Source organism: Corynebacterium sp. LK31 (genome assembly GCF_014335015.1).
Classification (GTDB): domain Bacteria; phylum Actinomycetota; class Actinomycetes; order Mycobacteriales; family Mycobacteriaceae; genus Corynebacterium; species Corynebacterium jeikeium_D.
The window spans coordinates 234,584-261,570 of the sequence record NZ_PDGW01000011.1 but is presented as its reverse complement, the minus strand read 5'-3'; the positions used below and the strand labels follow the sequence as shown (position 1 = coordinate 261,570).

Genomic DNA, 26,987 nt, shown 5'->3' with positions numbered 1-26,987 from the left:
GATTTCTTTTTCTCGGCACCTGGCTGGTGCACGCCCATCAAGGCCGTGAAAGTGGCTCGACCTACCCCGAAGTGTGGGGCCAGATAGCCACTATCCGGAACAAAAGGAAGACCTATTCTTTTACATTCGTCCCCAAGTGTATTTTCCATTCTTAATTCCAGGTGAATTAATTAAGAAGGTTTTAACCCGATTGAGGGGGCTGCACTCTTCTGCGCTGGGAAAACTATTTTCCGCCCGTTTCCGCGCGCAGTCCCATGGCAAGAGTTGTTGTCTCTCCAGCCTGAACTCGCAGCAAACCGGTACCGGAGCGTAGCGCATCCGGCGGACATGTCATTGGCTCCACCGCAATCGCATTCCCGTGCCCAGGAAATCCTTCTCGTCGTCCGGCGTCCGCAACATAGACCTGGAAAAACCTGAATTCATCATCGGCCCAGAGCACAGCACCCTTGCCATTTGGCCCAACCAAATGCGCTTCACGACGGCGCGGCGAGTCACTCCCCGCTGTCTCCTCGGCAGCAAAGAAGCAGTGATCCAGCCACAGTCCATCCAGGGATACTCCCTCTCGAAGGCTGGGAACCACCGTCTCGGCTGGCACCGCTGGGCCGGCGGGCAAGTTTCGAATTGGCTCCAGTGGCAGGTTTTTATCAACGGGCAACCGCAGTGTGCAACTGCCGAAGTCAGCGCCCAACGCGCTTAAATAGGGATGCCAGCCCAGACCAAACGGGCACTCCCTATCGCTGCGATTATGCACTGTGAACTCCGCCGATAGGCCATCTGAGGCTGTGACTTGCCAACGCACGGTCAGACCGAGTTCCCAAGGCCAGCCCGGCTGCGGCTCAACTTCCACGCCCAAGGTGACGCTGCTGTCATCAGAATCGACCACAGACCAAACGCGATCTGCAACAAACCCGTGAATAGCATTCGCCCGGGACGGCTCCGAAATATCTAGCCGATGTACTTCCCCATCAAAGATGAATACTCCGTCAGCGACCCTGTTCGGCCACGGAGCCAGGAGCGTACCTGCGGACAACGGTGGATTGAACCCTTTGGGATAGTCAGTCAGCAGTGGCAGGCCACAGTACTCCAGTGATCTCGGACCACCACCGAACTGGGAAATACTTGCGACATAGTCACCGGCCGCAATGTCAATGAATTCATGATCGTGCGCGACAAGTTGCATGCGCAAATCACCTTCCATGTGGGTTCGAAAATTAATCCGTTCGAAACCCGAGATTAACCCAAAACAAAAGCGCGGTTAGGTCAATTTGTGACCTAACCGCGTCATCGCTACACGCGTTGTCGGAGGCTACCTACAGCGCATCCTCCGTCGCCAAGCATTAATCGTCTTCGACCGGAACCAGCGAGATCTTGCCGCGGTTGTCGATATCAGCGATTTCGACCTGAATCTTGTCGCCGACATTGATGACATCCTCGACCTTCTCGATGCGCTTGTCGCCACCGAGCTTGGAGATGTGGATCAGACCGTCACGGCCCGGAGTCAGGGAGACGAAAGCACCGAAAGCGACAGTCTTCACGACAGTGCCCAGGTAGCGTTCGCCGACCTTCGGCAGCTGCGGGTTAGCAATGGCATTAATCTGCTCGATTGCAGCGTCCGCGGCCTTACCGGAAGTTGCCGAGACAAATACGGTGCCGTCGTCCTCGATAGAGATATCAGCACCGGTTTCCTCGGTGATACCGTTGATGGTCTTGCCCTTCGGACCGATGAGCTCACCAATCTTCGAAGCCGGAACCTTAACGGTGGTGATCTTCGGAGCGAGACCACTCATCTCGTCCGGAGACTCGATGACCTCAGCCATGGTGGACAGGATGGCCAGACGTGCATCACGAGCCTGGGACAGAGCATCGGCCAGAACCTTCGACGGAATACCGTCGAGCTTGGTGTCCAGCTGCAGTGCGGTAATGAAGTCCGCAGTACCAGCGACCTTGAAGTCCATGTCACCGAATGCGTCTTCGGCACCGAGAATATCGGTCAGTGCGACGAAGCGGTTTTCACCGTCAACCTCGCCGGAAACCAGGCCCATGGCGATACCGGCAACCGGAGCCTTCAGCGGCACACCGGCGTTGTACAGCGACAGAGTCGAAGCACAGACCGAGCCCATGGAGGTCGAACCATTGGATCCAAGAGCCTCGGAGACCTGGCGAATGGTGTACGGGAATTCCTCGCGGGACGGCACGACCGGCAGCAGAGCGCGCTCAGCCAGTGCCCCGTGACCAATCTCGCGGCGCTTCGGAGAGCCAACACGACCGGTCTCGCCGGTGGAGTACGGCGGGAAGTTGTAGTGGTGGATGTAGCGCTTGGAGGTAACAGGAGTCAGCGAGTCAATCTGCTGCTCCATCTTCAGCATGTCCAAAGTGGTGACACCCAGAATCTGGGTCTCGCCGCGCTCAAACAGCGAAGAGCCGTGGGCACGCGGAATCAAGCCGACCTCAACGCCCAAGTCACGAATGTCGGTGACACCGCGACCATCGATGCGGAAGCCCTCAGCGAGAATCTTCTCACGGACAATCTGCTTCATCACTGCGTTGTATGCAGCGCGAATCTGCTTAGATGCAGCTTGCTCGTCGACATCATCGGATACGAAGCGCTCCAGCAGCTGCCCCTCGACGTCCTCCATGTACTCATTGGTGGCGTCATCTCGTTCCTGCTTACCCGGAATGGTGAGCAGCTTGGCCAGCTTCTTAGCGGACTTCTTCTCGACTGCGTTAAAAATCTCATCGCCGTATGCCGGGAACAGCGGGAACTCCTGCGTTTCCTTCGCTGCGCGCTCAGCCAGACCCTTCTGTGCCTCACACAGAACCTTGATGTGCGGCTTTGCTGCCTCGAGGCCAGCGGCGACGATGTCCTCGGTCGGCGCCGGTGCACCGTCAGCAATACGCTTGACGACGGTCTCCCCTGCTCCGGCCTCCACCATCATGATGGCGACATCTTCGACGTTCTTGCCGCGACGCTTGCGGGTGACGATACGGCCAGCGACGACCATCTCGAACAGAGCCTGCTCGTGCTGCTCCTCGGTCGGGAAAGCGACCCATGCACCCTCTGGGTGCTTGTCATCAGCAACGAGCGCGATGCGGACGCCACCGACAGCGCCGGAAACCGGCAGCCCGGAAAGCTGAGTTGCAGCTGACGCGCCGTTGATTGCGACAACGTCATAACGGTCCTTCGGATCCCAGGACATGACGGTGACGACAACCTGTACCTCGTTGCGAAGGCCCTTGACGAAGGTCGGACGCAGCGGACGGTCAATCAGACGACATGCCAGGATGGCGTCGGTGGACGGGCGGCCCTCACGGCGGAAGAACGAACCCGGAATCTTGCCCGCGGCGTACATACGCTCTTCAACGTCGACGGTCAGCGGAAAGAAATCAAAGCCCTCGCGGGGCTGGTTGGAAGCGGTGACGGTGGACAGGAGCATGGTCTCCTCGTCCAAGTAGGTGGTCACCGAACCATCGGCCTGACGAGCCAGTTGGCCCGTTTCAAAGCGAATGGTGCGGGTGCCGAAATCACCATTGTCGATGGTGGCAACGGCCTCGGTAATACCGAAATCCTCATCAAAGAAAAATTCAACAGCCTTGCTGTTGGCCATAGGTTTCTTACTCCTAGAAATAGCGGCGATCATCGATGTCGCCTGTAAAAGATCGAATGAACTTCGTTTGCGTCACGCATTCTACCAGCTAACGCGGAAAGTTCTTGTATTGGACGGATCGGAGATCTCTCACTGCATCTGGGTTCTTGCACCTACGCGGGGTTCTAGGAGTTTGCGGGGCGGGGGGCACTTATCGATGACTTTTCTTGACTCATCGATGGTTTACCGTGTCTTATCGACGAATTACCGTGTCTTATCGATGGTGCCCGGCACTTGTGCGCACGCTTTCGATCAGCCCCTCCACATGTCGATGAGGGATTCACTTGTGGCCACGCTACAGCGCATCGATGAGTGAATACCACAACGACAAGTGATCAAAAAAAAGACCCGCCGTGAGCTTCCATCCAATGGAAACCCAAACGGCGGGTCTAAAAAGCTTAAAAGCCTTGAATTAACAGAGCAACTTACACCAATGAAGCTCTGTCAAACAGGACCTTAAGGAGAACCTTAGCGACGCAGCCCCAGGCGCTCGATCAGCTTACGGTAGCGCTCAACATCGTTGTCCTGCAGGTACTGCAGCAGGCCCTTGCGGCGACCGACCAGCAGCAGCAGACCACGACGGGAGTGGTGATCGTGCTTGTGGAACTTCAGGTGCTCGGTCAGCTGACGAATACGTGCGGTCAGCAGTGCAACCTGAGCCTCCGGGGAACCGGTGTCGGTCTCGTGCAGGCCGAACTCCTTGAGAATCTCAGCCTTTTCTGCAGTGTTCAAAGCCATGTAAATCTAACTCCTTGAATCAAATTATGGTCGTTTTTTCAGTCCACATTCTCGGCTTTTCCGGAACCAAACAGCGTCTGGCAGCTGGTTCCTCGCAACTGCTTGTGGACCGCAGTCACAGCCGACGTTTTACTCTAACAGCTAATCGGTCTTAGCCAAAATGGCCTCGGTGTCTGCCACGTCCTGGCTCATCCGGTCAATGAGCTCCTCGACCGAGTCGAACTTCTCCATTCCGCGAATCCGGTCGACAAACTCAACCTGCCCGGCGGTGCCGTAGAGGTCCGCATGACGGTCAATCACGTAGGCCTCGACCGTTCGATCAGTGTCTCCAAAGGTCACATTAGTGCCCACCGACACGGCCGCTGGGTAGCGCACCCCAAACTCGATATCGCCCTTCGGGTCCGGCTCCGGGCGGGCTGCCGTCGGCTGAACCGTGAACCATGCCGCGTAGACACCATCAGCCGGGATTGCTAGGCCCTCAGCGAAGTCAATATTGGCGGTCGGAAAGCCCAGCTGCACTCCCCCACGCCCCTGACCTGGAAGAACATCACCATCGACACGGTAGAAGTACCCGAGACACGAGGCGGCTGCGGACACCGCACCGTCGGCAAGCAAACCGCGAATACGTGTCGACGAAACACGTTCGGTCGAGTCCGCGGCAGTGACGTCGAGAAGGTCGACGATGGTGACGTCGACCCCACACTTACAGCCGTGCTCCGGCATAGTCTCGGCGGTACCTGCGGCCTTCTGCCCATAGGTGAAGTTCTGGCCAACGAAGACGGCCTGTGCATTCAGCTTGTCGCGGACAACGGTGCGTACAAAGTCTTCTGCGGGGATGCTGGAGAAGTTCTTGTCGAAAGGCACGACAAGCATGGCATCGATTCCCTCCGCCTCTGCCAGCTCGGCACGACGGGAAACGGTGGACAGCGCCGGCGGCACCTTATCCGGGGCAAACAGCGCTACGGGATTGGGATCGAAAGTCATCAACAGCGACTTCACGCCACGAGCGCGAGCGTCACTGACCGCAGCAGCTATCAGGCGCTTATGCCCAAGATGAATACCATCGAACACTCCGATGGTTACGACCGTGTCCCCCAGGTCTTCGGGTGCATTGTCCAAGCCATACCAAATCTCCACAGAGAGCCAGTGTAACTGGTCACCGTTTAACACACCGCATATAGCGCAACATAGGATTGCGTCTATGACCGACTTCGATCCGATTGCAGACTCCGGCATTGTCATCGTCGACAAGCCCCAAGGCTGGACAAGCCACGATGTAGTGGGCAAACTCCGTCGCATCTTCCGCACCAAGAAGGTCGGCCACTCCGGTACCCTCGACCCAATGGCCACCGGTGTGCTCGTCCTCGGCATCGGCCGCGGCACCCGTTTCCTGCCACATGTCCACGCCGACACGAAGTCCTACCAAGCCACCATTCGACTCGGCGCTGCCACGCTTACCGACGACGCCGAAGGCGAGTTGCTCTCCGAATCCTCGGCGGCATCGGTGACTGATGAAATGGTTCGAGCGGAAATTGCGAAGTTCACCGGCACAATCATGCAAAAACCCGCGGCGGTATCAGCGGTGAAGATTGACGGTGTCCGCGCCTACGAGCGCATCCGCCGTGGTGAGAAGGTCGATATCCCTGCGCGCCCAGTGACGATCACCCGCTATGAGGTTCTGGACATCCGCCACGACTCCGATCCTTCGCGCCCCGGGGAGTGCATCGATATCGACGTGGAGGTCGACTGCTCTGCCGGCACTTTCATCCGCGCCCTAGCTCGTGACTTGGGGGATGCACTGAGAGTCGGTGGTCATCTCACTGCTCTGCGGCGTACTGCCGCCGGCGTTTTCACTATTGATGAGGCGTTGACTATCGACGAGCTCACGGCGAAGGCCGAGCAGTTCGACACCGCCCATCCAGAAATTGCGGAGATGCGACGCCCAGTCCCGGAGCGCGCCGCTTCCTTGCTGCCGATGAGTCTGGACGAGGCCTGCCTGCGTTGCTTTGATACCCGCGAAATTACTGAACAGCAGGCGGCTGATTTGGCTCAGGGCAAGTGGCTGGAGCCGATCGGAAAACCTGGAGTCTATGCGGCGGTGTCACCAACGGGAAAGGTTCCGGCGCTGCTCACAGAATCTGGCAAACGGGCTAAGACGGTCTTCGTGGTGCGCCCGGCCACGCTGTGACTACCTCTCAAGGATTTTAAGACTGCTCGAGCCACACCGCGGTTGCAACGATGCCTGCACCGCGAGCCCAGAAGCCTTTTACTCCGCAGAAGGCGTCGGGAATCTCACGGTGAAACGTTAGCTGTAAAGGTCCGCCTGTGAGTCCTCGGGAAAAACCTCGCGCTGCTATCCGTTTCTTTCGCAGTTGGACGGAGACTTCGTCGAAGTCTAGCCACTGCCCGACTATCGGCTCCCAGAGTTTGTACATTGATTCCTTGGCGCTAAATTGCACCAGCGGGTCAAGGCGTGCTTCGTCAGTGCGCAAGACTGCCTCGATGATTCCTAACTCTAGAGTCTGCTCGACCTCGACATCGATGCCAATCCCCTGCAGCTGTTCAGCGCTCGCGGACACGGCTGCCACGGCCCCGTCGCAATGGCTAATTGACCCCACGACTCCTCGCGGCCACAGCGGCGCTCCGGTGGTCGACATGCCAATCCCATGTGGGGCAGGCTCTCCTAGCCGTTGCACCGCCTCATGCGCAGCGAGGCGCCCTCGGGTGAAATCACGGATTCGAACAGGTGCTGCACTATCAGACAGCCTCAACTCAGCGCTACGGAGCTGCTGCAATTCCGCATCACTAAACGGACGCTCGGCATTGGAGTCAATAACTAGCCGGCTACCGGCGGGCAAATGCCTGGCCAGATACTCCTGGACGTCGGCAAGCACACTCATGCGCTGATGCCGTACCATTTCTCTCCACGGAAACGGGTAGCGACAAAGATTAGTCGCAGAATCATGAAGGCCAAGAGACCGCACCACACGCCGGTCAGCCCCCAGCCAAATGCCTGCGCCAGCCAGACCGGTGGGAGGAATCCGCACAGGACCGCGCTAACGGTGGCGTTACGGAGGAAGGCTGCGTCGCCGGCGCCGAGCAACACGCCATCGAGCGCGAAGACGACACCGCCGATAGGAATCATTGCGACAAGAATCCACCATGGTCCGGCGGTGACTGCGTCAATCACGCCTGTTGCGTCGGTAAAAATGCGGACGATGCTGGCATTACCTACTGCGAAAACAGCCGCTAGGCCGAGGGCAATGACGCTTGACCAGACCGTCACGCGCTTGCCAGTCCAGCGGGCAACGGCCGTGGAGCTACCGCCCAACGCTGCACCGACGAGCGTCTGTGCAGCAATCGCTAGCGAGTCGAGCACCAACGAAATCAGGTTCCACAGTTGCAGCATGACCTGGTGCCCACCGAGCGTGGTCGGCCCAACGCGGCCAGCAACCGCTGCGGCGGAGAGGAACGCTACCTGGAAGGACAAGGAGCGAACGATGAGATCGCGGCCGAGGACCAGCTGGCTTTTGATAATGGCGCCATTCGGGCGCATGGAAAGCTTGCGGCTAGAGCACTCTTTGAAAAGACTGCGGAGGAACAGTTCGCCGGTAATCAATTCGCCGAAGAGAACGGCCAGCGCAGAGCCCTCGAGGCCGAAGGCGCGGACCAGCGGCACAATCACAATGGCGGCCGGAACAAGGCCTGAGAGCACAAATAGCAGCGGCGCGCGGGTGTTTTGGATACCGCGCAACCAACCATTTCCAGCCTGCGCAATCAACGTCAGCGGAATGGCGAAGGCAGCAACTCGCAACCACTGCCCGGCATCATGAGCGACCTCCGGATGAGGAGCTAACCAACCGGTAAATACTGGTGCCAACCCCACGATGATGGCAAAGAGGCTAAGGCCCACAAAGATGGCGACCCACGTCGCTTGCAATCCCTCTTCAACCGCCTCGTCCACGTTGCCCCTGCCAAAGGCTCGCGCTGATCGGGCGGTCGTGCCGTAAGCCAAGAAAGTGAGCTGCGTAGTTACCACGGAAAATACCGTCGAACCAGCGGCAAGCGCCGCAAGCTGGACAGCTCCAAGCCGACCAATGACAGCCGTATCCAGCAGCACATAGAGTGCGGGCGCGGCAAGAACACCCAACGCTGGCAGCGCCAGCGAAACGATTGCGCGAAGGCTGACATCTGACTTCGCACTGTGCCCGGTTCGCTCTATGCCAGTTTGCTCAATCTCAGTGCGCTCCTGAGTTTCTCGCGAGTCCGACAATCCCCTAGGCCTCGCTCGTGCCTCGGCGTGCCTGGGCTGCGACATCGCTGGTGTCCAGGATGGCCTGCAGCAGCTCATCCTTGCTGCACTCCCGAGTCAGACCGGCGGCACGCTCGTGGCCACCGCCGCCAATTTCCAGGGCGACCTGGGAGACATCGACAAGCTCGCGAGAACGCAGCGAGACGGCCCACTGGTTTGGCTCATACTCCTTAAGCACGGCACAGACGTCGGCCGCATTAGTCGTACGCACAATGTCCACGACCGATTCAATCTCATCGTGGCCAACTTCGGCGGTCTGGTCGTGCTCAATGACGACGTGGATTAGGCCAGCGCCGTCGCCCCACTCGGGCACCAATGTCGCGGTGGAAAGCACCTTGCCCAGGAATGGAAGGTAGGCAAACGGATGTTCTTCCAGCAGCTGTGCACCAATCGTGCGCGGATTGAGCCCCTTATCCAGCAGGCGCGCCGCTGCAGTGTGCATGCGGGAATGGCCGAACTGGAACGATGCGGTGTCCGTCAACAGCCCTGCATAGAGAGCATGAGCCATCGGCGTGGTCAGCTTGATACCCCAGACACCAAAGAAGTCCAGGAGCACCATGGTCGAGGACTCTGCGCGTTCGTCAACCATGTTGACGGACCCAAAGCGAGTGTTGGTCGCGTGATGGTCAACATTGATAACGCGGTCGGAGGCCATCACGCGATCTTCCAGCGCACCGAGGCGCCCCGGGCTTGCGCAGTCGACAGTCACCCACGTGTCAATGTCTTCATCCAAGTCCGTGTACTCGACAAATCGCTCCCATCCGGGGATGGTCAACAGCGACTTGGCTGGCAAATCGCTCTCACCGTAGCTGGCTACAGCCGAAATGCCACGCTGTACAAGTGCCATGACCATCGCAGATGCAGCACCAATCGCATCCGCATCGGGGTGAACATGGGCAATGACGCCGACCTTCTTGGCGTCGGCAAGCATATCCTGCATCTGCTGAATCGGCTTGGACATGCGGCGATTAATCGCCTGGGAAAGCTGGTGAGCTGCCTGCTCCTGAGCCTGCGGAGAAGTGGTCACGTGGGTGCCCCTTTCATCGATAGATGTGGCCGGTGGAGAGTTTTACTCCTCGTCGCGGTATGGGTTGGCATCGCCTGCGGGCTTTGCGTTTCTAGCCTGCTCAGCCAATTCCGCGTCGCGCGCGCGAGTCTTATCGAGCAGCTCCTCAAGGTGCGCGGAAATCTCCGGCACCGTGTCAACCTCAAAAGCCAGCGTCGGTGTGTAGCGCACACCGGTGCCACGACCGACCAGGGAACGTAGCTGCCCCTTCGCCTTTTCCAGCGCTGCTGCTGCCGACTCGTAGTCCGGTTCCTCGTCGAGCGTACGTCCGCGCACAGTGTAGAAAACTGTGGCGTCGTGCAAATCGCCGGTGACGCGGCAGTCGGTGATAGTCACAAACTCCAGCCGCCGGTCCTTAATCTCACGCTCAATTGCGCTGGCGACAATCTCCTGAATACGCTTGGACAGCCTGCGCGCGCGTGCTGGATCTGCCATTTTTGGCTACTCCCTATCTATCTCTACCTGTGCGTAACGATTCGTAGCTAGACCCCATTTAGCGTGGGGCCTGAAGTGCCCCTTCGCTGACAAAGACCCATTTGGGATCCGGCAAAACGGTTCAATACAAAGGACTGCTAATACTAACACGCAAAACACTACTCAACTTCGAACCGCATGTTTCGCGACTTCGCCCGCACCCGTTTACCGAGTGCAGTCAATTGCTTCGCCGCACGCTCGCCCTTTGTTATTAACCCATTAATCATCACGACAACACTGCCACCACCATCGATGTCATCGACGGCATGGGGAGTCGCTACTACGGAATTGCGCAGCTGAAACGCAGCCTACCCGTACGCTCTTAACGGCGCTCCACGAAGTTGTACATCGGTAACCCATTAACATGGGAGCAGTCAGGCAGTGAATCCATCACACTATCCTGCAATGGTGTTTCTCCCTCGATGCCGAAAATCCATTTAACCGCAGCATTACCTAGCTCCAGCGGATGGAAAAGGTAACTTACCTCACCATTTTTATCCTTGGGCGCCACACTGCCATGGGTTTGTTCCCATTCAGCCACATCCGTCGGATGTAGTACCTCGACGTGTTCACCGTTAGCGAACGGTACCTCAAAATCCAACAGTCGTCCAGAGCTGAAAAACCGCTGCATGTCAAAATCATAGTCTTCGCAGCTTGCTTCTAATTCCCTGGTAGGAGTCTTATAGTGGCAGAAATCGACAACACTATTGATGCACAGTGACCAACTTTCGCGAGGATCGTTCGCCAACGCTGGGTCCTCAATAAGGTCGTATACGTCGTCGGTCCCGAAAAGCAGCGTTGGCCCAAACGCTACCGCGTGGAAGTACCAATTATGACCATCCTCAATGGTTTCTTCGGAATCAAAGGCGAATTTCCCTGGCCAAATCTTGTCCAATTGCGCAAGAGTCTCCTCTGCGCTCGCAGGAGGATAATTCAAAATATTCGTTCGCGGCAGTTCATCTGAGAGTGCAAAGAGATTAGTTTTGAAGCCCATAACGAACACGATACGCAAAAAGGCGCTCCCCGAAGGGAGCGCCTTATCAAAGTTCACGCAGTGTTTAGCTTACGTTGCTACGTGCGCGGAACCTCGACCATCTCGTAGACCTCGATAACGTCGTCCACCTGGATGTCCGGGTAAGACAGCACCATACCGCACTCGTAACCGGCTGCGACCTCGGTAGCATCGTCCTTCTCTCGCTTCAGCGACTCGATAGTCGCCGAATCCGTAATGACGTTGCCGTCACGAACCAGGCGAGCCTTCGCGTTGCGGCGGACCTTGCCGGACTCGACCATACAGCCGGCGATGAGGCCAACTGCGGAGGACTTGAAGATGGCGCGAATCTCTGCACGACCAATCTCCTTCTCCTCGTAGACCGGCTTGAGCATGCCCTTCAGAGCAGCCTCAACATCCTCGATAGCACGGTAAATCACCGTGTAGTAGCGGATGTCAACGCCCTCAGCGTTGGCAACCTCTGTGGCCTTACCCTCGGAGCGAACGTTGAAGCCGATGATGACGGCGTCAGACGCAGCAGCCAGCGTGACGTTGGTCTGAGTAACAGCACCGACACCACGGTCGATGATGTTCAGTGCGACCTCGTCGTCGACCTCGATCTTGAGCAGGGCTTCTTCCAGTGCCTCGACGGTACCGGCGTTGTCGCCCTTCAGGATCAGGTTGAGGGTGTTGGTCTCCTTCAGGATCTCGTCCAGGTTCTCCAGGGAGACGCGCTTGCGACGACGTGCTTGCAGCGCATTACGACGACGTGCGTCGCGGCGGTCTGCAATCTGGCGGGCCGTACGATCCTCGTCAACAACCAGGAGGTTGTCACCAGCACCCGGTACGGAGGTCAGGCCGAGCACCTGAACCGGACAGGAAGGACCGGCCTCATCGACGTCGTTGCCGTACTCATCGACCATGCGGCGAACACGACCATATGCGTCACCGACAACGATGGAATCACCGACGCGCAACGTACCGCGCTGAACGATAACGGTTGCCACCGGACCACGGCCACGGTCAAGGTGAGCCTCAATGGCGACACCCTGAGCGTCCATATCCGGATTGGCGCGCAGATCCAGCGAAGCATCGGCAGTCAACAGCACTGCTTCGAGAAGCTGATCGATGTTGAGACCTTGCTTAGCGGAGATATCGACGAACATAGTGTCGCCGCCCCACTCTTCGTCAGTGAGACCGTATTCAGTCAGCTGACCACGAATTTTCTGCGGATCTGCAGTTTCTTTATCAATCTTGTTGACTGCAACGACAATCGGCACATCAGCGGCCTTGGCGTGGTTAATAGCCTCAACCGTCTGCGGCATGACGCCGTCATCAGCTGCAACAACCAGAATCGCGATATCGGTCGACTTGGCACCACGAGCACGCATGGCGGTAAACGCCTCGTGACCCGGGGTATCCAAGAAGGTAACCTTGCGCTTCTCACCGTCGAGCTCCACCGGCACCTGGTAGGCACCGATGTGCTGGGTAATACCACCGGACTCGTGGCCACCGACGTTGGCCTTACGAATCGTGTCCAACAGGCGCGTCTTACCGTGGTCGACGTGACCCATCACAGTTACCACTGGCGGGCGCTGCTCCAGGTCCTCATCGTCGCCCTCGTCCTCACCGAACTGGAGGTCGAAGGACTCGAGGAGCTCGCGGTCCTCATCCTCAGGCGAGACGACCTGGACCTTGTAATCCATCTCGTCGCCGAGCAGCTGCAGGGTCTCGTCGGAGACCGATGCAGTTGCCGTCACCATTTCGCCGAGGTTGAACAACGCCTGGACCAGCGATGCTGCATCGGCGTTAATCTTCTCAGCGAAGTCAGACAGGGATGCACCACGTGCGAGGCGAATGGTCGTGCCCTTACCGTTGGGCAGCTTAACGCCGCCTACCACGGATGGTGCCTGCATTGCCTCGTACTCGTTGCGCTTCTGACGCTTCGACTTACGTCCGCGACGCGGGGCGCCTCCTGGTCGCCCGAATGCACCTGCAGTTCCACCGCGACGTCCGCCGCGACCACCGCGCGGTCCGCCACCCGGGCCACCCGGGCCGCGACCACGGCCGCCGAAGCCACCGCCACCGCCACCGCGGCTTGCCTTTGCAGGCATCTGCCCCGGGTTCGGGTGCGAAGGCATCATTGCCGGAGTCGGACGATTGCCGCTCGGCTTATTACCGCGGCCCTGTCCACCCTGCGGGCGAGGGCCACCCTGGCGTGCTCCCGGTTTCGGGCCCGGACGGCCGTTTCCACCCTGCGGGCGAGGGCCACCCTGGCGTGCTCCCGGCTTCGGGCCCGGACGGCCGTTTCCACCCTGCGGACGCGGCATGTTGGACGGCCGCGGTGCCGGACGGGAGGATCCGCCGGTCGAGAATGGGTTGTTCGCCACACGCGGTGCGCGTGCGCCTGGCTTCGGCCCTGGCTTCGGGCCAGCAGGCTTCGGCGGGCGTGGCATTTCTTGTCCCGGCTTCGGCGAACGGGACGGTGCAGCTGGCTTGGCACCCGGCTTTGCCGCCGCTGGTGCAGCAGGCTTAGCGCCTGGCTTAGCTGCTGGCTTGGCACCCGGCTTTGCCGCCGCTGGTGCAGCAGGCTTGGCACCTGGTTTTGCAGCTGGCTTGGCACCCGGCTTTGCCGCCGCTGGTGCAGCAGGCTTAGCGCCTGGTTTTGCAGCTGGCTTGGCACCCGACTTAGCAGCAGCCTTGGTAGTTGGGGCCTGGGCAGACGCGTCAGCACCTGCGCCAGCATTCTTCTCTTCGTAGACCTTCTTCATCTTCCTGACGACGGGTGGTTCCACCGTCGAAGAAGCGGTCTTAACAAACTCGCCCTGAGCCTTCAGCTCGGCGAGTAGTTCTTTGCTGGTGACCCCGAGCTGCTTAGCGAGCTCATGGACACGTAGCTTTCCGGACACTGCTCTCCTCACTAGTGGGGGCCGAGCAGCGCCCGATGGCGGATTTGTCCGCGCACCGAGAGCGCCTGCAGGGCTCCCTCTTATCTATTGCCGTTCATCGCTGATGCTTCATCGTGTGCTCATCAGTGTTCAGGTCTTTCTGTTGTCATTTTTCCTGCCTCCCTGCTTAGCGACACGCACATCGTCAGCGGGGGCGAAACCCTCCGCCGCTTCGTAGTGCGTGGCGATAAACTGTTTAACCGGAAACGCATCTACCTGCGTAGATACCTTCAGTGCGCGGCCAAATGCACGGCGCTTGTCGGCGATCTCCCAAGCCTTTAGTGTTGGGGTGATCCAGGCACCTCGCCCCTGCATCCGACGATGCGGATCAGCAACGACGGCTACTGAGCCATCTGAACGGGTGGTGGCGACAATGCGTAGCAGCTCCGAGCAATTGTGGCGCTGCTTAGTTGCAATACAGGTACGTGTGGGTGCAGGCGTATGAGTTGTCGAATTCGGGTTTAGCACCCGCGAAGTCGTCATACTCCTGACGCACCCACCTTCCTGCTAAGAAATTCAGCGCGAAAATTCGCATAGGAAAATCACGCCTTGTCGTTTGGCCACCTCCCAGCATAACCCGAAAAGGCGGAAAAGTGCCAACCCCCTAGGCACTTTCCCGCCACTTTCGCAACCGCTGGGACGCTGACGTTGTGTCTACTCCGCGTCGGAGTGGATATCGATTCGCCAGCCGGTCAGACGAGCCGCCAGACGGGCATTCTGTCCCTCCTTGCCGATAGCAAGAGAGAGCTGGTAGTCGGGCACCACAACGTGTGCACGGCGCTCGTCCATGTCCAGAATCTTGACACTAACTACCTTGGCGGGCGCCAGCGAGTTACCAACGAACTTCGCCGGATCCTCGTCGTAGTCGATGATGTCAATCTTCTCGCCCTTGAGCTCATTCATAATCGAGTTCACACGCTGACCGCGGGGCCCAATGCAGGCGCCCTTAGCGTTGAGGCCCTTGACCGTGGGGCGTACAGCAACCTTGGTGCGGTGACCGGCCTCGCGCGCAATGGAAATCAATTCCACTGCCCCATCGGCAACTTCCGGAACTTCAAGTTCGAAGAGCTTACGAATGAGCTCCGGATGCGTGCGTGACAGGTGAATCGCAACACCGCGCGGTGTCTTGTTCACACCGACGACGTAGCACTTGATGCGGTCACCGTGCTTGAGTTCCTCACCTGGCAGCTGCTCAGCCGGCATCAGAATACCGTCTCGGCCGTTGGCCTCCGAACCGATGTGGACGACGACAATGCCCTTTTCATTGGCATAGACATCGCGCTGGACCACGCCGGAAATGACCTGATTAGACAGGTCTGCGTATTCGTCGAGAACCTTATCGCTCTCCGCATCCCGCAGACGCGAAAGGATGGTCTGACGAACAGCGAATGCAGCGGTACGCTCGAAGTCCTCCGGAGTGTCGTCCCATTCGGAGATGAGATTGCCCTCGTCGTCTCGCTCCTGGGCAAAGACTATGACGTCACCGGTCTCACGGTCGATTTCGACGCGCGCATACTGTGCCGGTGCGGTGGTGTTACGGTAGCTTTCACGCAATGCTCGGGCGACCAGTCCCAGCATTTCGTCGACAGGAATACCCTTTTCCTTTTCCAAGGTTCGCAGGGCAGCTAGTTCAATCTTCACTTGTTATCCTCCAGCCTGGTCAAGGCATCGTCATAGTCTAGTCCCGCAAAATCCTTCTCGGCTGCGGGCGGATTAGAGAATTCAACTTGTACCACTGCACGGGCCACATTGGTTAATTGGACACGCTGGCCAACAGCCTTCAAACGTCCCTTTGGCCCCTTAGAGGTAACGAGAATGATGGATTCTTCATCCGGCGACAGCGCACCAATGCGGGCTGCAATCGCGGAACCGTCGGCAAGCGAAATCTCCGCAATACGACCACGGTTACGACGCCAGTGCCGAGGCTGGGTCAGCGGTGCGTCAATACCAGGAGTGGAAACTTCCAAGGTGTAGCCCTGAGCGCCGAAGTCCGCTTCACCACGTGCCTCCGCGGCATCCAGAGCCGAAGATACTTCATACGTGGCCTGTTCCAGAACATCGAGGTCAGGACGCTCATCTGCGTCAACTAACACAATGACCTGTGACTTTGCGCCGGCGCGAACGACCTTGACATCTTCCACATCCAGGCCGATTTGTGCGAGCGCCGGGCTCACAAACTGTTCAATTTTCTCGGGTGCGGGTATCGCCATAGTCGTAGAGTCTACAGGTCAAGTACTAGGAATTGCGCACCTGGGCGCTTTCCACATACCGCATTGACACAAAGTGCCGCCCGCCGTGGCACCATAGTGAGGTGATTGTTGAACCTCCCTCCCCCAGTTTTGCTTCCGCATCGCATCGCACTCGTACTCTCTCGCGCCGTGGCTTCCTCGCTGCTGCCCTCGCCGTGGGATCACTTCCTGCGCTTTCCGCGTGCTCGCATCTGGTGGCACCGCGCCCCGATTACGCCATTGAGGTTCTCCATGCGCTGGCGGCGCGCGATGCACAGTCGCTTAGCGACGCCAATCCTGACCTCGCAGCGGTGCGCTCCGCGCAGGTTACCGAACTGGATAAGGAAATCACACGCGCCTGCGGCACCCACAAGGACGGTAAACCTGTCGATGAATGTGGCTCGGACGTAGCAGTCCCAGGATCCCTGGTTACCGGTTCCGACGCGAAGCTACTGCTCACGGACTCGCGAAACAATCCCGTACTGACGAATGCCCTGGATTCACGCACTGCATTGCGGGAGGAGCACACTGCGCGCCTCGCCACGGCTGTCGATGGCGGTATCGTCCTCGCTCTGCGTGTTGCGGGCGCTGAGTGGGAGGAGCTTGTCCCATTGATTCCCAGTGACAGGGATGAAATCTCGGGTGCCGAAGAACAGATGACTAAGGCACTGCAAGCCGAATACATGATGATTTACGGTGTCGGCGTAGCCGCACCACGTGTCGGAGGCGATACCACTACTGCACTTTTGGCCCGTGGCGAGCGCCACCGAATTTTGCGCGATCGTGCCCGACTAATTTTGGAGGATTCCGACGTTGAGGTGCCGGAGAGCGCACCTGGCTATATGCCGGAAGGCGCTCCTTCGCCAGATACGGCACCCGTCGATTACATGATTGCATTGGAGCGCTATTGTGCCCAGGCGTGGGAAGACGTATTGCTCGCTGCTAATAACCCTCGGATGCGTATGTTCGCACTGCAGGCAGCTGGCGTGGCTGCCGCCGGAGCGGCAGCGCTAGGTGGCAACAACTTGGAGCCGTTGCCCGGGCTCTAAGCCTTGCGAACCAGCTCCGCGACGTGAGCTGCAATGCCGTCAGCGGCGACCTCGTCGGTCTCGTTGGTCAGGCGGTTACGCAGCTCCACCTTGCCGTCCGCGTAGCCACGGCCAAAGATGACCACAAACGGCATACCCAGCAGCTCGGCGTCCTTGAACTTCACACCGGGGCTGACCTTCGGACGGTCGTCGAAAAGCACCTCAATGCCCTGCTGGCTGAGGTCTTCCGCCAGCTGTTCAGCGGCCTCAGCTGCTTCGGCGTTCTTGCCGGCCACAGCGATGTGAACCTTGTACGGTGCCGCGGCAACTGGCCACTTGAGGCCCTTTTCATCCAACTGCTGTTCCGCGAGGACAGCGACCAGGCGGGACACGCCAATGCCGTAGGACCCCATCGTCGGACGAGCACGCTTACCGTTGACATCGAGGATGTCGATTTCAAAGGCGTTGGTGTACTTGCGGCCCAACTGGAAAATGTGACCGATCTCGATTCCGCGCTCGATCTTTAGCGTGCCATGCCCCTCCGGAGCCGGGTCGCCGTCACGCACCTCTGCGACATCGCAAATACCGTCAATCTGGAAGTCGCGACCAGCGACCACATCGACGATGTGCTTGCCTTCCTCGTTGGCTCCTGTAATCCAATTTGTCCCCTCCGCCACGCGGGGGTCAGCAAGGACCTTCACACCGCGATCGGCGAGCCCCTGCGGGCCGACGTAGCCCTTGATCAGGAAGTCATTGGCTGCGAAGTCCTTGTCCTCCAGCAAGCGCGCCTCACGCGGTTCAAATGCGACTTCAAGACGTTTTTCATCGACCTCACGGTCACCGGGAACCAGGATTGCGGTGAGCTGTTCCGGCAGGGCGTTGCCCTCCTTATCGACCTTCTTCGGGTCGACGGCGACGAGAACGCACTTCAAAGTATCGGCAGCAGTGACCTCGCGTCCGAGGTCCGCACCATTGGCCCAATCAACAAGTGCTGCGATTGTGGTGCAGTTCGGAGACTCGTAAACCTTCGCCTCCGGTTGTCCCTCAATCGGCTGCGGTTCAACTGCCGGAATCTTCACGGCTTCCACATTGGCGGCGTACTCACCGTCGGTGGAGACTACGAAGGAGTCTTCGCCACTTTCGCTAACAGCCAGGAACTCCTCGGAGGCCGAACCGCCCATAGCGCCGGAGGTGGCGTGGCAGATTTCGTACTTAATGCCCAGCCGGTCAAAAATTCGCTGGTAGGCACCGCGGTGCAGCTGATAAGAATTCTCCAGCCCCTCGTCGTCCATGTCGAAGGAGTAAGAGTCCTTCATGACGAACTCGCGGCCACGCAGAATACCAGCGCGCGGGCGAGCCTCGTCGCGGTACTTGGTCTGAATCTGAAACAGCGTCGTCGGGAAATCCTTGTAGGAGCTGAAAAGATCCTTGACAGCCAGCGCGAACATCTCTTCGTGCGTCGGCCCCAGCAGGTAGTCCGCGCCCTTGCGATCCTTCAGACGGAACAGCTCGGGGCCGTATTCGGTCCACCGATTCGTCGCCTCGTACGGTTCACGCGGGAGCAGTGCAGGGAATGCCAGCTCCTGTGCGCCAATGCCTTCCATCTCCTCGCGCACAACCTTCTCTACGTTGCGCAGAACCTTCAAGCCCAGTGGCAGCCAGGAGTACACACCAGGGGCAGTTCGCCGGATGTAGCCGGCACGGACGAGCAGCTTGTGGCTAGGGACCTCGGCGTCAGCTGGATCCTCGCGCAGTGTGCGCAGGAACAGCTGGGACATTCGCGTAATCATGAATGCTGATTTTACCCGTCGATCATTCTTCGCAACATGCGGGGCATTACTATGGTGCCCATGCTCGTAGTCCTACCCCCCTCTGAAACCAAAGCCACTGGTGGCAGCCATCCCGCAGTAGACTTTTCCTCGCTGAGCTTCGGCTCCCTCAACCCCATCCGCGAGCGCATTGCAGCCGATCTCGTGGCGCTAAGTGCGAACAGGGAAGCCGCGATGGAAACACTGAAGCTGGGGCCACGGCTTGCTGACGAAGTCACAGCTAATGCCGCGCTCCTAGAGTCGCCGACCATGCCGGCTCTCGAGCGTTATACCGGGGTGCTCTACGACGCACTCTCCCCCAGCGATTTGCCGGAAACCGGCCGTGCTCGACTCGCCATCGGGTCAGCGCTCTTCGGTGTCATTGGCGGGGACGACCTCATCCCCCACTACCGTCTCTCTGGTACGGTCAAGCTCCCCTTCGCGGATCAGCCTGCCGACGCGGCTCCCACAATGAAGCGCCGTTGGGGTACCGCCATCACCGAGGCTCTCAATGATGTCGACTTCCTCATCGACCTTCGTTCCGGCACCTACGCCAATTTGGGCAAAGTCAAGAGCGCGACAACGATGACCGTGCTCACCGCCGAGGGCAAAATCGTCAGCCACTTCAACAAGCACTACAAGGGCCTATTTGCCCGCGCCATCGCCCTTTCCGACACGACACCGACCTCCCCCACAGAGGCCGTCGACATCGCACGCGCCGCAGGATACGACGTCTCGCTTGACGACGACACCCTCATCTTCCGCGTCCCGGAAAACTAAATGTCGTCGTTGTAGCGCTTTCGGCCTGCCACAATGGCGGCAATCAGAGCGATAATAGCGATGAAAATGCTGTCGTATCGCGATCCTTCTCCGCCGAGGAGAAGGAGTCGGAAGATGATCATGGTTCCGAGGTAGAACACCAGGAAGGTCGCAGCGCCCATCCAGATGGCGCTACGCAGCTGATCGTCGGCAAGCAGTCGGGTAACAAGCCCTGCCTTTTGCTGCTCTGGCTCACGCTTCCTCGACTTGTTGTTGCTCAACTTGTTGTTCTTACTCATCGCCCTCATCCAGACCGGCGACTTCACCGATGACGATAACCGCGGGCGGCTTGATTGCCTCTTCGACCATTTTCTCGCCAAGCTCGCCGAGTGTGCAGCGTAGCGACCTCTGATTCGGCAGCGTGCCGTCCTGGATGACCGCAGCCGGAGTCTTCGGGCTGCGGCCGGCCTTCATCAGAGCCTCGGCAATCTTTGGCCCGTTCTTAACTCCCATAATGATGGCAATAGTGCCGTGCATCCGGCCCAGCGCATCCCAATTGACCAGCGATTTCCTGTGCCCCGGTGGGACGTGACCGGACACAACAGTGAATTCATGGTTGACGCCACGCATAGTAACTGGGATGCCAATCGTCCCCGGTACCGCCAGTGCTGAAGTAATACCCGGCACAACGCGAACCGGTACCCCAGCCTTCTGCAGCTCCTGAAGCTCTTCAAAACCGCGGCCGAAGATGTACGGATCGCCACCCTTGAGCCGGACCACAAAGTAGCCCTCACGGGCACGATGAACTAGCAGTTCATTGATGCGCTCCTGAGCCATGGCGCGGCCGTAAGGAAGCTTGCCGGCATCAATAATCTCGACATCCGGCTCCAAGTCACCGAGCAGCGACAGTGGACCGAGGTGGTCTGCAACGACAACGTCGGCAAGCCGGAGCAAGCGACGCCCCTCAACGGTAATCAGACCGGGGTCGCCCGGGCCACCGCCTACGAGTGCGACCTGACCAGCGAGGTCCCCAGCGCGCGACGCGCGACGGCCGGTCAGCGCCACAGGAGTAAGCGGGCTGGAAGCCCCGGTTTCATCGTCGACGAGAATACCTCGGCGGTGTCCCTCTAGAGTCACCTCACGCAACAACGCCTCGTCACAGCAGACCATGAGAGCCTTGCCCCAGCTCATCGCCTCGGTAAAACCGGTGCGGGTCAAAGTAATACGGCCGTCTGCAGCCCAGGCCTCAATCGCAGTTGTTACTTCCCCACCTTCACACACAGTGACATCAGCGCCAGAGTCCAACAGCCGAGGAATCACGCGCTCTGCAGCCGTGGAACCGCCAATCACCAACACACCGTAGTCTTTGAGAAGCAAACTCATAGCTAACACTTTACCCGGCGCACGAAGCGACAAAGCGACTGACGTTCCCCGGCGCACCCGCCGGATGAACATGCAGGTAACCGGCATGAATCCGCCCAGACTCGGAAACGAAGCCGTCGCGAACTGTTTCGCCTTGATATCCACGCCAACCCCAGGCTGGTTGCCACCCGGCCGCAGCAGCGACACTTGCGGTGTCATCGGTTAGGGCTGTCTTGTGGAACTCGTGACCGCGCACGCGCGTTCCTACCGGGCACAGCACAGAATCAGTCAGCGCCACAGCCTCCCGGTACCCCAGCTTCAACCGTGCCATGTGCGCTCGCCCCGGGATGATGCCACACATACGGCGCCCACCGAGATCTTCAAGCAGCCAGAGCAGCCCCGCGCATTCGCCGTGGATCAGCGCACCATCGTCGGCAGCCTGACGTAGATCGCGGCGAATGTCATCACGAATAGATAGCGCGTCGGCATGCTCTTCTGGGAATCCACCGGGCACGATGTAGCCTTCGGCTTCCGGCAGTTCGTCAACCAATGGGTCGAAATCCACGACCTCGGCTCCAGCGGCCTGCAATAGCTCACGGTGCTCTGCATAGGTAAACGAGAACGCAGGACCCGCCGCGACCGCTACACGCACGCGGCGCTGAGTAGCCAGCGGTACAACGAACTGTGCGGGGTTCCATGGTTCAGCTGGATAGGGCTGCCGGGCAAGCTGGATAATCCGGTCTATGTCGATGTAGGTCTCCACCAAGTTGGCCATCGATTCAATGACCGCTTCTAGCTGCTCACCCTGCTCGACTGCAGTGACCAGCCCCAAATGCCTGCTGGGCACCTCAATATCAGTCACTCGCGGAATAGCGCCGAGCACCTCGACCCCCATGGTCTCCACAGAACGGGTAATGATGTCCGCATGCCGCGGGCTGCCCACCTGATTAATAATCACGCCACTGACACGGACGTCAGTGCGAAGCGTGGAGAAACCGTGGACAACAGCCGCCGCCGACTGCGACATATGCCGGGCATCAATCACCAACACCACCGGAAGTCCCAACAGTGAGGCAATCTCAGCCGTCGAGCCCTCCACCGATAGCGGGTCGTCACCAATGCGGCCGTCGAAAAGCCCCATAACCCCTTCGACCACCGCAATATCGCTGTCGGCAGCTCCATGTGCGTAGAGCGGCCCAATCATCTCAGGCGCGCACATAAAGGAATCCAGATTGCGGCCGGGACGACCAGCGGCTACCCCGTGATAGCCAGGATCAATATAGTCGGGTCCGACTTTGAAAGGTGCCACCGCGTGACGGCGCGACAGTGCACGCATCAGGCCCGTGGAGATTGTCGTCTTTCCCGTGCCTGATGCTGTCGCCGCGATGACAATTCCAGGCGCTACCACTCGATGCCCTTTTGTCCCTTACGTCCGACATCCATCGGGTGCTTAATCTTGGTCATCTCCGTCACCAGATCCGCGACCTCCACGAGCTTCGGATCCGCATCGCGGCCAGTCATCACCACATGCTGGCGGCCGGGACGGTTCCTCAATGTCTCCACCACATCGTCGACATCAATCCAACCCCACTTGATTGGGTAGGTGAACTCGTCGAGCACGTAGAAGTCGTGCACCTCATTTTCCAGGCGGCGTTTAATCTCCTGCCATCCCTCGGCAGCAGCTGCCGCATGGTCCTCCTCAGTGCCCTGCTTACGCGACCAAGACCAACCTTCTCCCATCTTGTGCCATTCGACCGGGCCGCCTTCCCCCGTGTCGTCGTGAAGCTCGCCCAACCGGCGCATGACAGCTTCCTCGCCAACCTTCCACTTTGCCGACTTTACAAACTGGAAGACACCGATATTCATCCCCTGATTCCACGCGCGCATCGCCATACCGAATGCCGCGGTGGACTTGCCCTTACCTGGGCCCGTATGCACCGCAGTAATCGGAATCATGCGACGCTGCCTGGTGGTCAGTCCATCGTTGGGAATTGATTTGGGGTCAAGCTTTCCTTGTGCCATGGTCTCGATGATAGGCATGGACCACGCCCGCCACGGCTTCGGCATTGAGTTCGGAGAGATTTATGCAGGTCGCACCCAATTCCACGCTGAGTTCCTGTGCCAGCCCCAGCCGCACGCGAGAGCGCTCACAGTCGATAACCACCGTCGCCGCCAACGCTTGACGACGGATCTTTGCGGCCACAGCCCTCGCCTGCTGCAGGCCATTTTTACCCGTTGCTCGGCCGTCGGAGAGCAAGACCATGATTGCGCGCCGTGTGGGCTCCCTATGGGCTTCCCGAACTACCACTTCGTGTGCCTTCAGCAATCCTTCGGCCAATGGAGTTCGGCCACCAGTGCGGACATCTGCGAGGCGACGTACTGCGGTGTCGATAGACTTCGTCGGCGGTAAAACTAATTCGGCGTTATTTCCGCGGAAAGTAATGACAGCGACTTTATCGCGGCTTTGGTAGGCATCACGCAGCAGCGATGTGACCGCGCCGGTGACGGCTGCCAGACGGTCGCGTGCTGCCATGGAACCCGAGGTGTCCACGACAAAGACGACCAGATTGGACTCAGTTCCCTGTCGGATAGCGCCGTGAACGTCCTCTGGTTCCAGAGGGATCATCGAGTCGCCCATCCGGGCGCCACGATTGGCCGCCGCCAACACTGTCGCCGGCACGTGGAGACCATGGCCTCCCCGCTCGGCACCAATGGTGCTGCCCCGCGGGCCAATGGCCTTGGAACGCCGGCCGGAATCCCCTTGGCCGACACCGTCAACGCTGATTTTACGAACGGCGAAAGGGGGCGCCTTCAGCGGCGCGACCTCCCTTCGATCCCGCGGAATTCGACTGTTGCGGCTCCTGAGGCTCGGAGTTGGAGTCGAACTGGGAGGGCTTCTCAGGTTTGACTTCGGGCTGGTCTGAGGTCTCCGAATCCGACTCTGGCTGATTCTGGTCATCTCGGAACTGCTCCTCTGCATCCTGCAGAGCATCGTCGAGCTGTTCCTGGTCCAGTCCTGGTTCATCAAAGGGGTCACGGCGACGACGGTGCGGCAGTGCCATTTCCGCAGCTACCTTAATGTCTTCCGCAGTGATCTCAATTGGATTGCCGGGTGCCGGCTGCGCCGACTCGTCCCCGGCTACTCGCCAGGCAGCGTGAGCGCGGGCGGTACGTGCAATGACGATGTCGGCACGCATCCCGTCCACATCAAAAGCAGCGCACACTGTGGCAATTTGACCAAGAATGTTGGGGGTCAATTCGACGTCGTCAAGCAGTGCGCGCGCGCGATCGATGCGAGCGTGTAGCGCATCGTCGTCGGCGGCGAACCGCGTGACAAAGCTCTCCGGGTCGGCGTCAAAGTCGAGGCGGCGGGCGACGATTTCCGCGCGGACAGCCGGATCCTTGGATGCGGTGACGTCGATGGCGAGCCCAAAGCGGTCGAGAAGCTGGGGACGCAATTCGCCCTCTTCCGGGTTCATCGTGCCGACCAACACGAACCTGGAGGTTGCGGAGTGCGAGATACCATCGCGTTCAACAACCACGCGACCGGTGGCTGCGGCATCGAGCACGGAGTCAACGAGATGATCCGGCAGCAGGTTAATCTCGTCGACATAGAGAATGCCACCGTCAGCCGCGCTGAGTAGTCCCGGATTGAACTGTGCGTGTCCGGTAGTCAGGACGGTCTCCACATCGATGGAGCCTACGACTCGATCTTCCGTAGCGCCGAGTGGCAGGTTTACCAACGATCCGCTGAGAAATGGCGCCAACGCGCGGACCGTAGTGGTCTTGGCTGTGCCCTTCTCACCGCGGATGACGACACCACCAATCTCCGGGGATAGCGCGGTCAGAATCAACGCAAGCTGTAGTCGCTGCTGCCCGACGATCGCAGTAAAAGGAAAAGTGGGCTCTGTTTGTGCAGTGGTCGCTGACGTGATTTTTTCCATAAGCACAGTTCTACCCCACTGCGAACGGATGGCTCACAGCGGGGTAGAACAATGTTGGCTTAATTGAACTCTTTGAAGCTCTTCAGCGAGTTACTAGCGCTCCAGCTTCAGGGTCTTCTGGGAAGCCTCCCAGACCTCCTTGAACAGAGCCGGGTCATCAGCCAGGTGCGTACCGTAGGACGGGACGAGCTCCTTCAGCTTCGGAGCCCACTTGCCCATGTGACGGCCGAAGCAGCGCTCAATCAGGCTAATCATCACAGCCGGAGCGATGGAAGCGCCCGGGGATGCACCCATCAGGCCGGCAATGGTGCCGTCCCACGAGTTGATGACCGCGGTACCGAACTCGAGGGTACCGAAGACCGGAGCCTTCATCGGCTTAATGACCTGGACGCGCTGACCAGCGACGATCAGCTCCCAGTCCTCTGGGCGAGCGTTCGGGACGTACTCACGCAGGGACTCAATACGTGCGTCGAAGTCCTTCAGAACCTCAGTAATCAGGTACTTGGTCAGCCCCATCTCCTGGACACCAACACCCATCATGGACGGCAGGTTGGCCGGACGCAGAGACTTAATCAGGTCCAGGTTGTTACCGTTCTTGAGGAACTTCATGTTCCAACCGGCGTACGGGCCAAAGAGCAGGCCGCGCTTGCCGTCGATAACACGGGTGTCCAGGTGCGGAACGGACATCGGCGGCGTGCCGACGGAAGCCTTACCGTAGACCTTGGCGTCATGCTTAGCAATGACTTCCTCGTTGGTGCAGCGCAGCCACTGGCCGGAGACCGGGAAGCCACCGAAACCACGAATCTCGTTAATACGAGCCTTCTGCAGCAGCGGCAGTGCGTCACCGCCGGCACCGACGAATACGAAGTTGGCAACCAGGGTGCGAACGTCCTTGGTGTGCAGGTTCTTCACGGTGACGATCCACTTGGAACCGTCGCGCTTCAGACCGGTGACCTCGTGTCCGTAGCGAATCTCAGTACCCATATCGGACAGTGCGGCCAGGTACTGCTTGGTCAGTGCACCGAAGTTAACGTCCGTACCATTCGGGTTACGAATAGCGGAGACCGGCTTGGAGAAGTCACGGCCCTCGGACATCAGCGGAAGGTACTCAGCGAAACGGTCCGGATCTTCAATGAGCTCCTGACCGTGGAACAGCGGCTCCTTCTCAAGTGCCTCGTAGCGACGACGCATGAACGCCATCTGCTCCGGCCCCTGAGCGAAGGTGGTGTGATCAACTGGGTTGATGAATTCCTTCGGGTCAGTCAGGGTGCCGTTTTCAATCAGCGAGGTCCACAGCTGGCGGGAAACCTGGAACTGCTCATTAATGAGCTTAGCCTTGGTGACATCGACCTTGCCGTTCTTCTCCGGCGTGTAGTTCAGCTCGCACAGAGCAGAGTGGCCGGTACCAGCGTTGTTCCACGGGGAGGAAGACTCCTTGGCGGGCTGATCGAGACGCTCGAACAGAACCTGTGACCAGGATGGCTCGAGCTCCTTGAGCAGCACACCCAGCGTCGCACTCATTACACCTGCACCGATGAGGACGACGTCTACCTCGTCGCCACTGGAAGCAGGAAGCTTGTTATCAGCCATTTTGCTGTCAACATCCTTACTAACTTGATTAGTGATTCAAACTAGCGCTCGCTCACATGCGCGCACACAACTAAAGACGCAAAAGAGAGCTACCG

24 protein-coding genes are annotated in these 26,987 nt (G+C 59.1%); 3 read left to right on the top strand and 21 right to left on the bottom strand.

Annotated features, from left to right (window positions below):
- Window positions 1–223: 223 nt before the first annotated feature.
- The 4 genes from CRD18_RS03430 to CRD18_RS03415 all read right to left on the bottom strand — a co-directional run bounded on the left by CRD18_RS03430 (window position 224) and on the right by CRD18_RS03415 (window position 5,519).
- Window positions 224–1,180: an aldose 1-epimerase family protein gene (locus CRD18_RS03430; RefSeq protein WP_016422596.1), complete on the bottom strand. Its 957-nt coding sequence runs from the start codon at window positions 1,178–1,180 to the stop codon at window positions 224–226.
- 157 nt (window positions 1,181–1,337) lie between these two features.
- On the bottom strand, window positions 1,338–3,605 hold the full coding sequence (locus tag CRD18_RS03425; protein WP_070652948.1) for a polyribonucleotide nucleotidyltransferase: 2,268 nt from the start codon (window positions 3,603–3,605) through the stop codon (window positions 1,338–1,340).
- Between the two features lie 507 nt (window positions 3,606–4,112).
- Complete coding sequence (gene rpsO, locus CRD18_RS03420) at window positions 4,113–4,382, bottom strand: 30S ribosomal protein S15 (RefSeq protein ID WP_016422594.1); 270 nt, start codon at window positions 4,380–4,382, stop codon at window positions 4,113–4,115.
- Between the two features lie 141 nt (window positions 4,383–4,523).
- On the bottom strand, window positions 4,524–5,519 hold the full coding sequence (locus tag CRD18_RS03415) for a bifunctional riboflavin kinase/FAD synthetase (protein WP_070652947.1): 996 nt from the start codon (window positions 5,517–5,519) through the stop codon (window positions 4,524–4,526).
- Between the two features lie 64 nt (window positions 5,520–5,583).
- Between CRD18_RS03415 and truB the strand changes: the two genes are divergently transcribed.
- Complete coding sequence (truB, locus tag CRD18_RS03410; RefSeq protein WP_016422592.1) at window positions 5,584–6,570, top strand: tRNA pseudouridine(55) synthase TruB; 987 nt, start codon at window positions 5,584–5,586, stop codon at window positions 6,568–6,570.
- 16 nt (window positions 6,571–6,586) lie between these two features.
- Here truB and CRD18_RS03405 read toward each other — a convergent pair whose 3' ends face one another.
- The 9 genes from CRD18_RS03405 to rimP all read right to left on the bottom strand — a co-directional run bounded on the left by CRD18_RS03405 (window position 6,587) and on the right by rimP (window position 16,383).
- Window positions 6,587–7,300, bottom strand: coding sequence for a 4'-phosphopantetheinyl transferase (locus CRD18_RS03405; RefSeq protein ID WP_049170823.1), 714 nt, complete (start codon window positions 7,298–7,300; stop codon window positions 6,587–6,589).
- Entirely contained in the window at window positions 7,279–8,655 is a 1,377-nt protein-coding gene (locus tag CRD18_RS03400) for an MATE family efflux transporter (RefSeq protein ID WP_242458668.1), read from the bottom strand. Before CRD18_RS03400 ends, CRD18_RS03405 begins: the two co-directional genes overlap by 22 nt.
- A gap of 4 nt (window positions 8,656–8,659) precedes the next feature.
- Window positions 8,660–9,721 carry a bifunctional oligoribonuclease/PAP phosphatase NrnA gene (locus CRD18_RS03395; RefSeq protein WP_049170820.1) on the bottom strand — a complete coding sequence of 354 codons (1,062 nt, stop codon included), beginning with the start codon at window positions 9,719–9,721 and terminating at the stop codon, window positions 8,660–8,662.
- Window positions 9,722–9,763: 42 nt separating this feature from the next.
- On the bottom strand, window positions 9,764–10,195 hold the full coding sequence (gene rbfA / locus CRD18_RS03390) for a 30S ribosome-binding factor RbfA (protein ID WP_016422588.1): 432 nt from the start codon (window positions 10,193–10,195) through the stop codon (window positions 9,764–9,766).
- 361 nt (window positions 10,196–10,556) lie between these two features.
- Complete coding sequence (locus tag CRD18_RS03385) at window positions 10,557–11,285, bottom strand: hypothetical protein (RefSeq protein ID WP_048733528.1); 729 nt, start codon at window positions 11,283–11,285, stop codon at window positions 10,557–10,559.
- Window positions 11,286–11,305: 20 nt separating this feature from the next.
- A complete protein-coding gene (infB, locus tag CRD18_RS03380) occupies window positions 11,306–14,134 on the bottom strand; it encodes a translation initiation factor IF-2 (protein ID WP_187406510.1) in 2,829 nt (942 codons plus the stop codon).
- 129 nt (window positions 14,135–14,263) lie between these two features.
- Window positions 14,264–14,656, bottom strand: coding sequence for a YlxR family protein (locus CRD18_RS03375; protein ID WP_016422585.1), 393 nt, complete (start codon window positions 14,654–14,656; stop codon window positions 14,264–14,266).
- Window positions 14,657–14,827: 171 nt separating this feature from the next.
- Window positions 14,828–15,814 carry a transcription termination factor NusA gene (nusA, locus tag CRD18_RS03370; RefSeq protein ID WP_016422584.1) on the bottom strand — a complete coding sequence of 329 codons (987 nt, stop codon included), beginning with the start codon at window positions 15,812–15,814 and terminating at the stop codon, window positions 14,828–14,830.
- Window positions 15,811–16,383: a ribosome maturation factor RimP gene (rimP, locus tag CRD18_RS03365; protein WP_016422583.1), complete on the bottom strand. Its 573-nt coding sequence runs from the start codon at window positions 16,381–16,383 to the stop codon at window positions 15,811–15,813. The genes nusA and rimP overlap by 4 nt, the downstream gene beginning before the upstream one ends.
- A gap of 101 nt (window positions 16,384–16,484) precedes the next feature.
- On the opposite strand from rimP, the gene CRD18_RS03360 reads away from it, so the two are divergent.
- On the top strand, window positions 16,485–17,450 hold the full coding sequence (locus CRD18_RS03360; RefSeq protein WP_049189652.1) for a DUF4439 domain-containing protein: 966 nt from the start codon (window positions 16,485–16,487) through the stop codon (window positions 17,448–17,450).
- On the opposite strand, the gene CRD18_RS03355 is transcribed toward CRD18_RS03360, so the two are convergent.
- Window positions 17,447–19,219 (bottom strand): proline--tRNA ligase, encoded by a 1,773-nt coding sequence (locus tag CRD18_RS03355; RefSeq protein WP_187404208.1) that lies wholly within the window; start codon window positions 19,217–19,219, stop codon window positions 17,447–17,449. The genes CRD18_RS03360 and CRD18_RS03355 overlap by 4 nt on opposite strands.
- A gap of 60 nt (window positions 19,220–19,279) precedes the next feature.
- Between CRD18_RS03355 and CRD18_RS03350 the strand changes: the two genes are divergently transcribed.
- Window positions 19,280–20,017 (top strand): YaaA family protein, encoded by a 738-nt coding sequence (locus CRD18_RS03350; protein WP_042389272.1) that lies wholly within the window; start codon window positions 19,280–19,282, stop codon window positions 20,015–20,017.
- Here the strand turns inward: CRD18_RS03350 and CRD18_RS03345 are convergent.
- The 7 genes from CRD18_RS03345 to mqo form a co-directional block, all read right to left on the bottom strand.
- Window positions 20,014–20,295 carry a hypothetical protein gene (locus tag CRD18_RS03345; RefSeq protein WP_016422579.1) on the bottom strand — a complete coding sequence of 94 codons (282 nt, stop codon included), beginning with the start codon at window positions 20,293–20,295 and terminating at the stop codon, window positions 20,014–20,016. The genes CRD18_RS03350 and CRD18_RS03345 overlap by 4 nt on opposite strands.
- Window positions 20,288–21,379, bottom strand: a complete 1,092-nt coding sequence (gene cobA, locus CRD18_RS03340; RefSeq protein ID WP_049170808.1) for a uroporphyrinogen-III C-methyltransferase — start codon at window positions 21,377–21,379, stop codon at window positions 20,288–20,290. Before cobA ends, CRD18_RS03345 begins: the two co-directional genes overlap by 8 nt.
- Window positions 21,380–21,389: 10 nt before the next feature.
- Complete coding sequence (locus CRD18_RS03335; RefSeq protein ID WP_049170806.1) at window positions 21,390–22,766, bottom strand: cobyrinate a,c-diamide synthase; 1,377 nt, start codon at window positions 22,764–22,766, stop codon at window positions 21,390–21,392.
- Window positions 22,760–23,380, bottom strand: coding sequence for a cob(I)yrinic acid a,c-diamide adenosyltransferase (gene cobO / locus CRD18_RS03330; RefSeq protein ID WP_042389270.1), 621 nt, complete (start codon window positions 23,378–23,380; stop codon window positions 22,760–22,762). The genes CRD18_RS03335 and cobO overlap by 7 nt, the downstream gene beginning before the upstream one ends.
- Window positions 23,361–24,038 carry a VWA domain-containing protein gene (locus tag CRD18_RS03325; protein WP_016422575.1) on the bottom strand — a complete coding sequence of 226 codons (678 nt, stop codon included), beginning with the start codon at window positions 24,036–24,038 and terminating at the stop codon, window positions 23,361–23,363. Before CRD18_RS03325 ends, cobO begins: the two co-directional genes overlap by 20 nt.
- A gap of 106 nt (window positions 24,039–24,144) precedes the next feature.
- Window positions 24,145–25,302 (bottom strand): ATP-binding protein, encoded by a 1,158-nt coding sequence (locus CRD18_RS03320; protein ID WP_070429298.1) that lies wholly within the window; start codon window positions 25,300–25,302, stop codon window positions 24,145–24,147.
- A 93-nt stretch (window positions 25,303–25,395) separates the two neighbouring features.
- Window positions 25,396–26,892, bottom strand: coding sequence for a malate dehydrogenase (quinone) (gene mqo, locus CRD18_RS03315; protein ID WP_049170803.1), 1,497 nt, complete (start codon window positions 26,890–26,892; stop codon window positions 25,396–25,398).
- Between the last annotated feature and the right edge of the window lie 95 nt (window positions 26,893–26,987).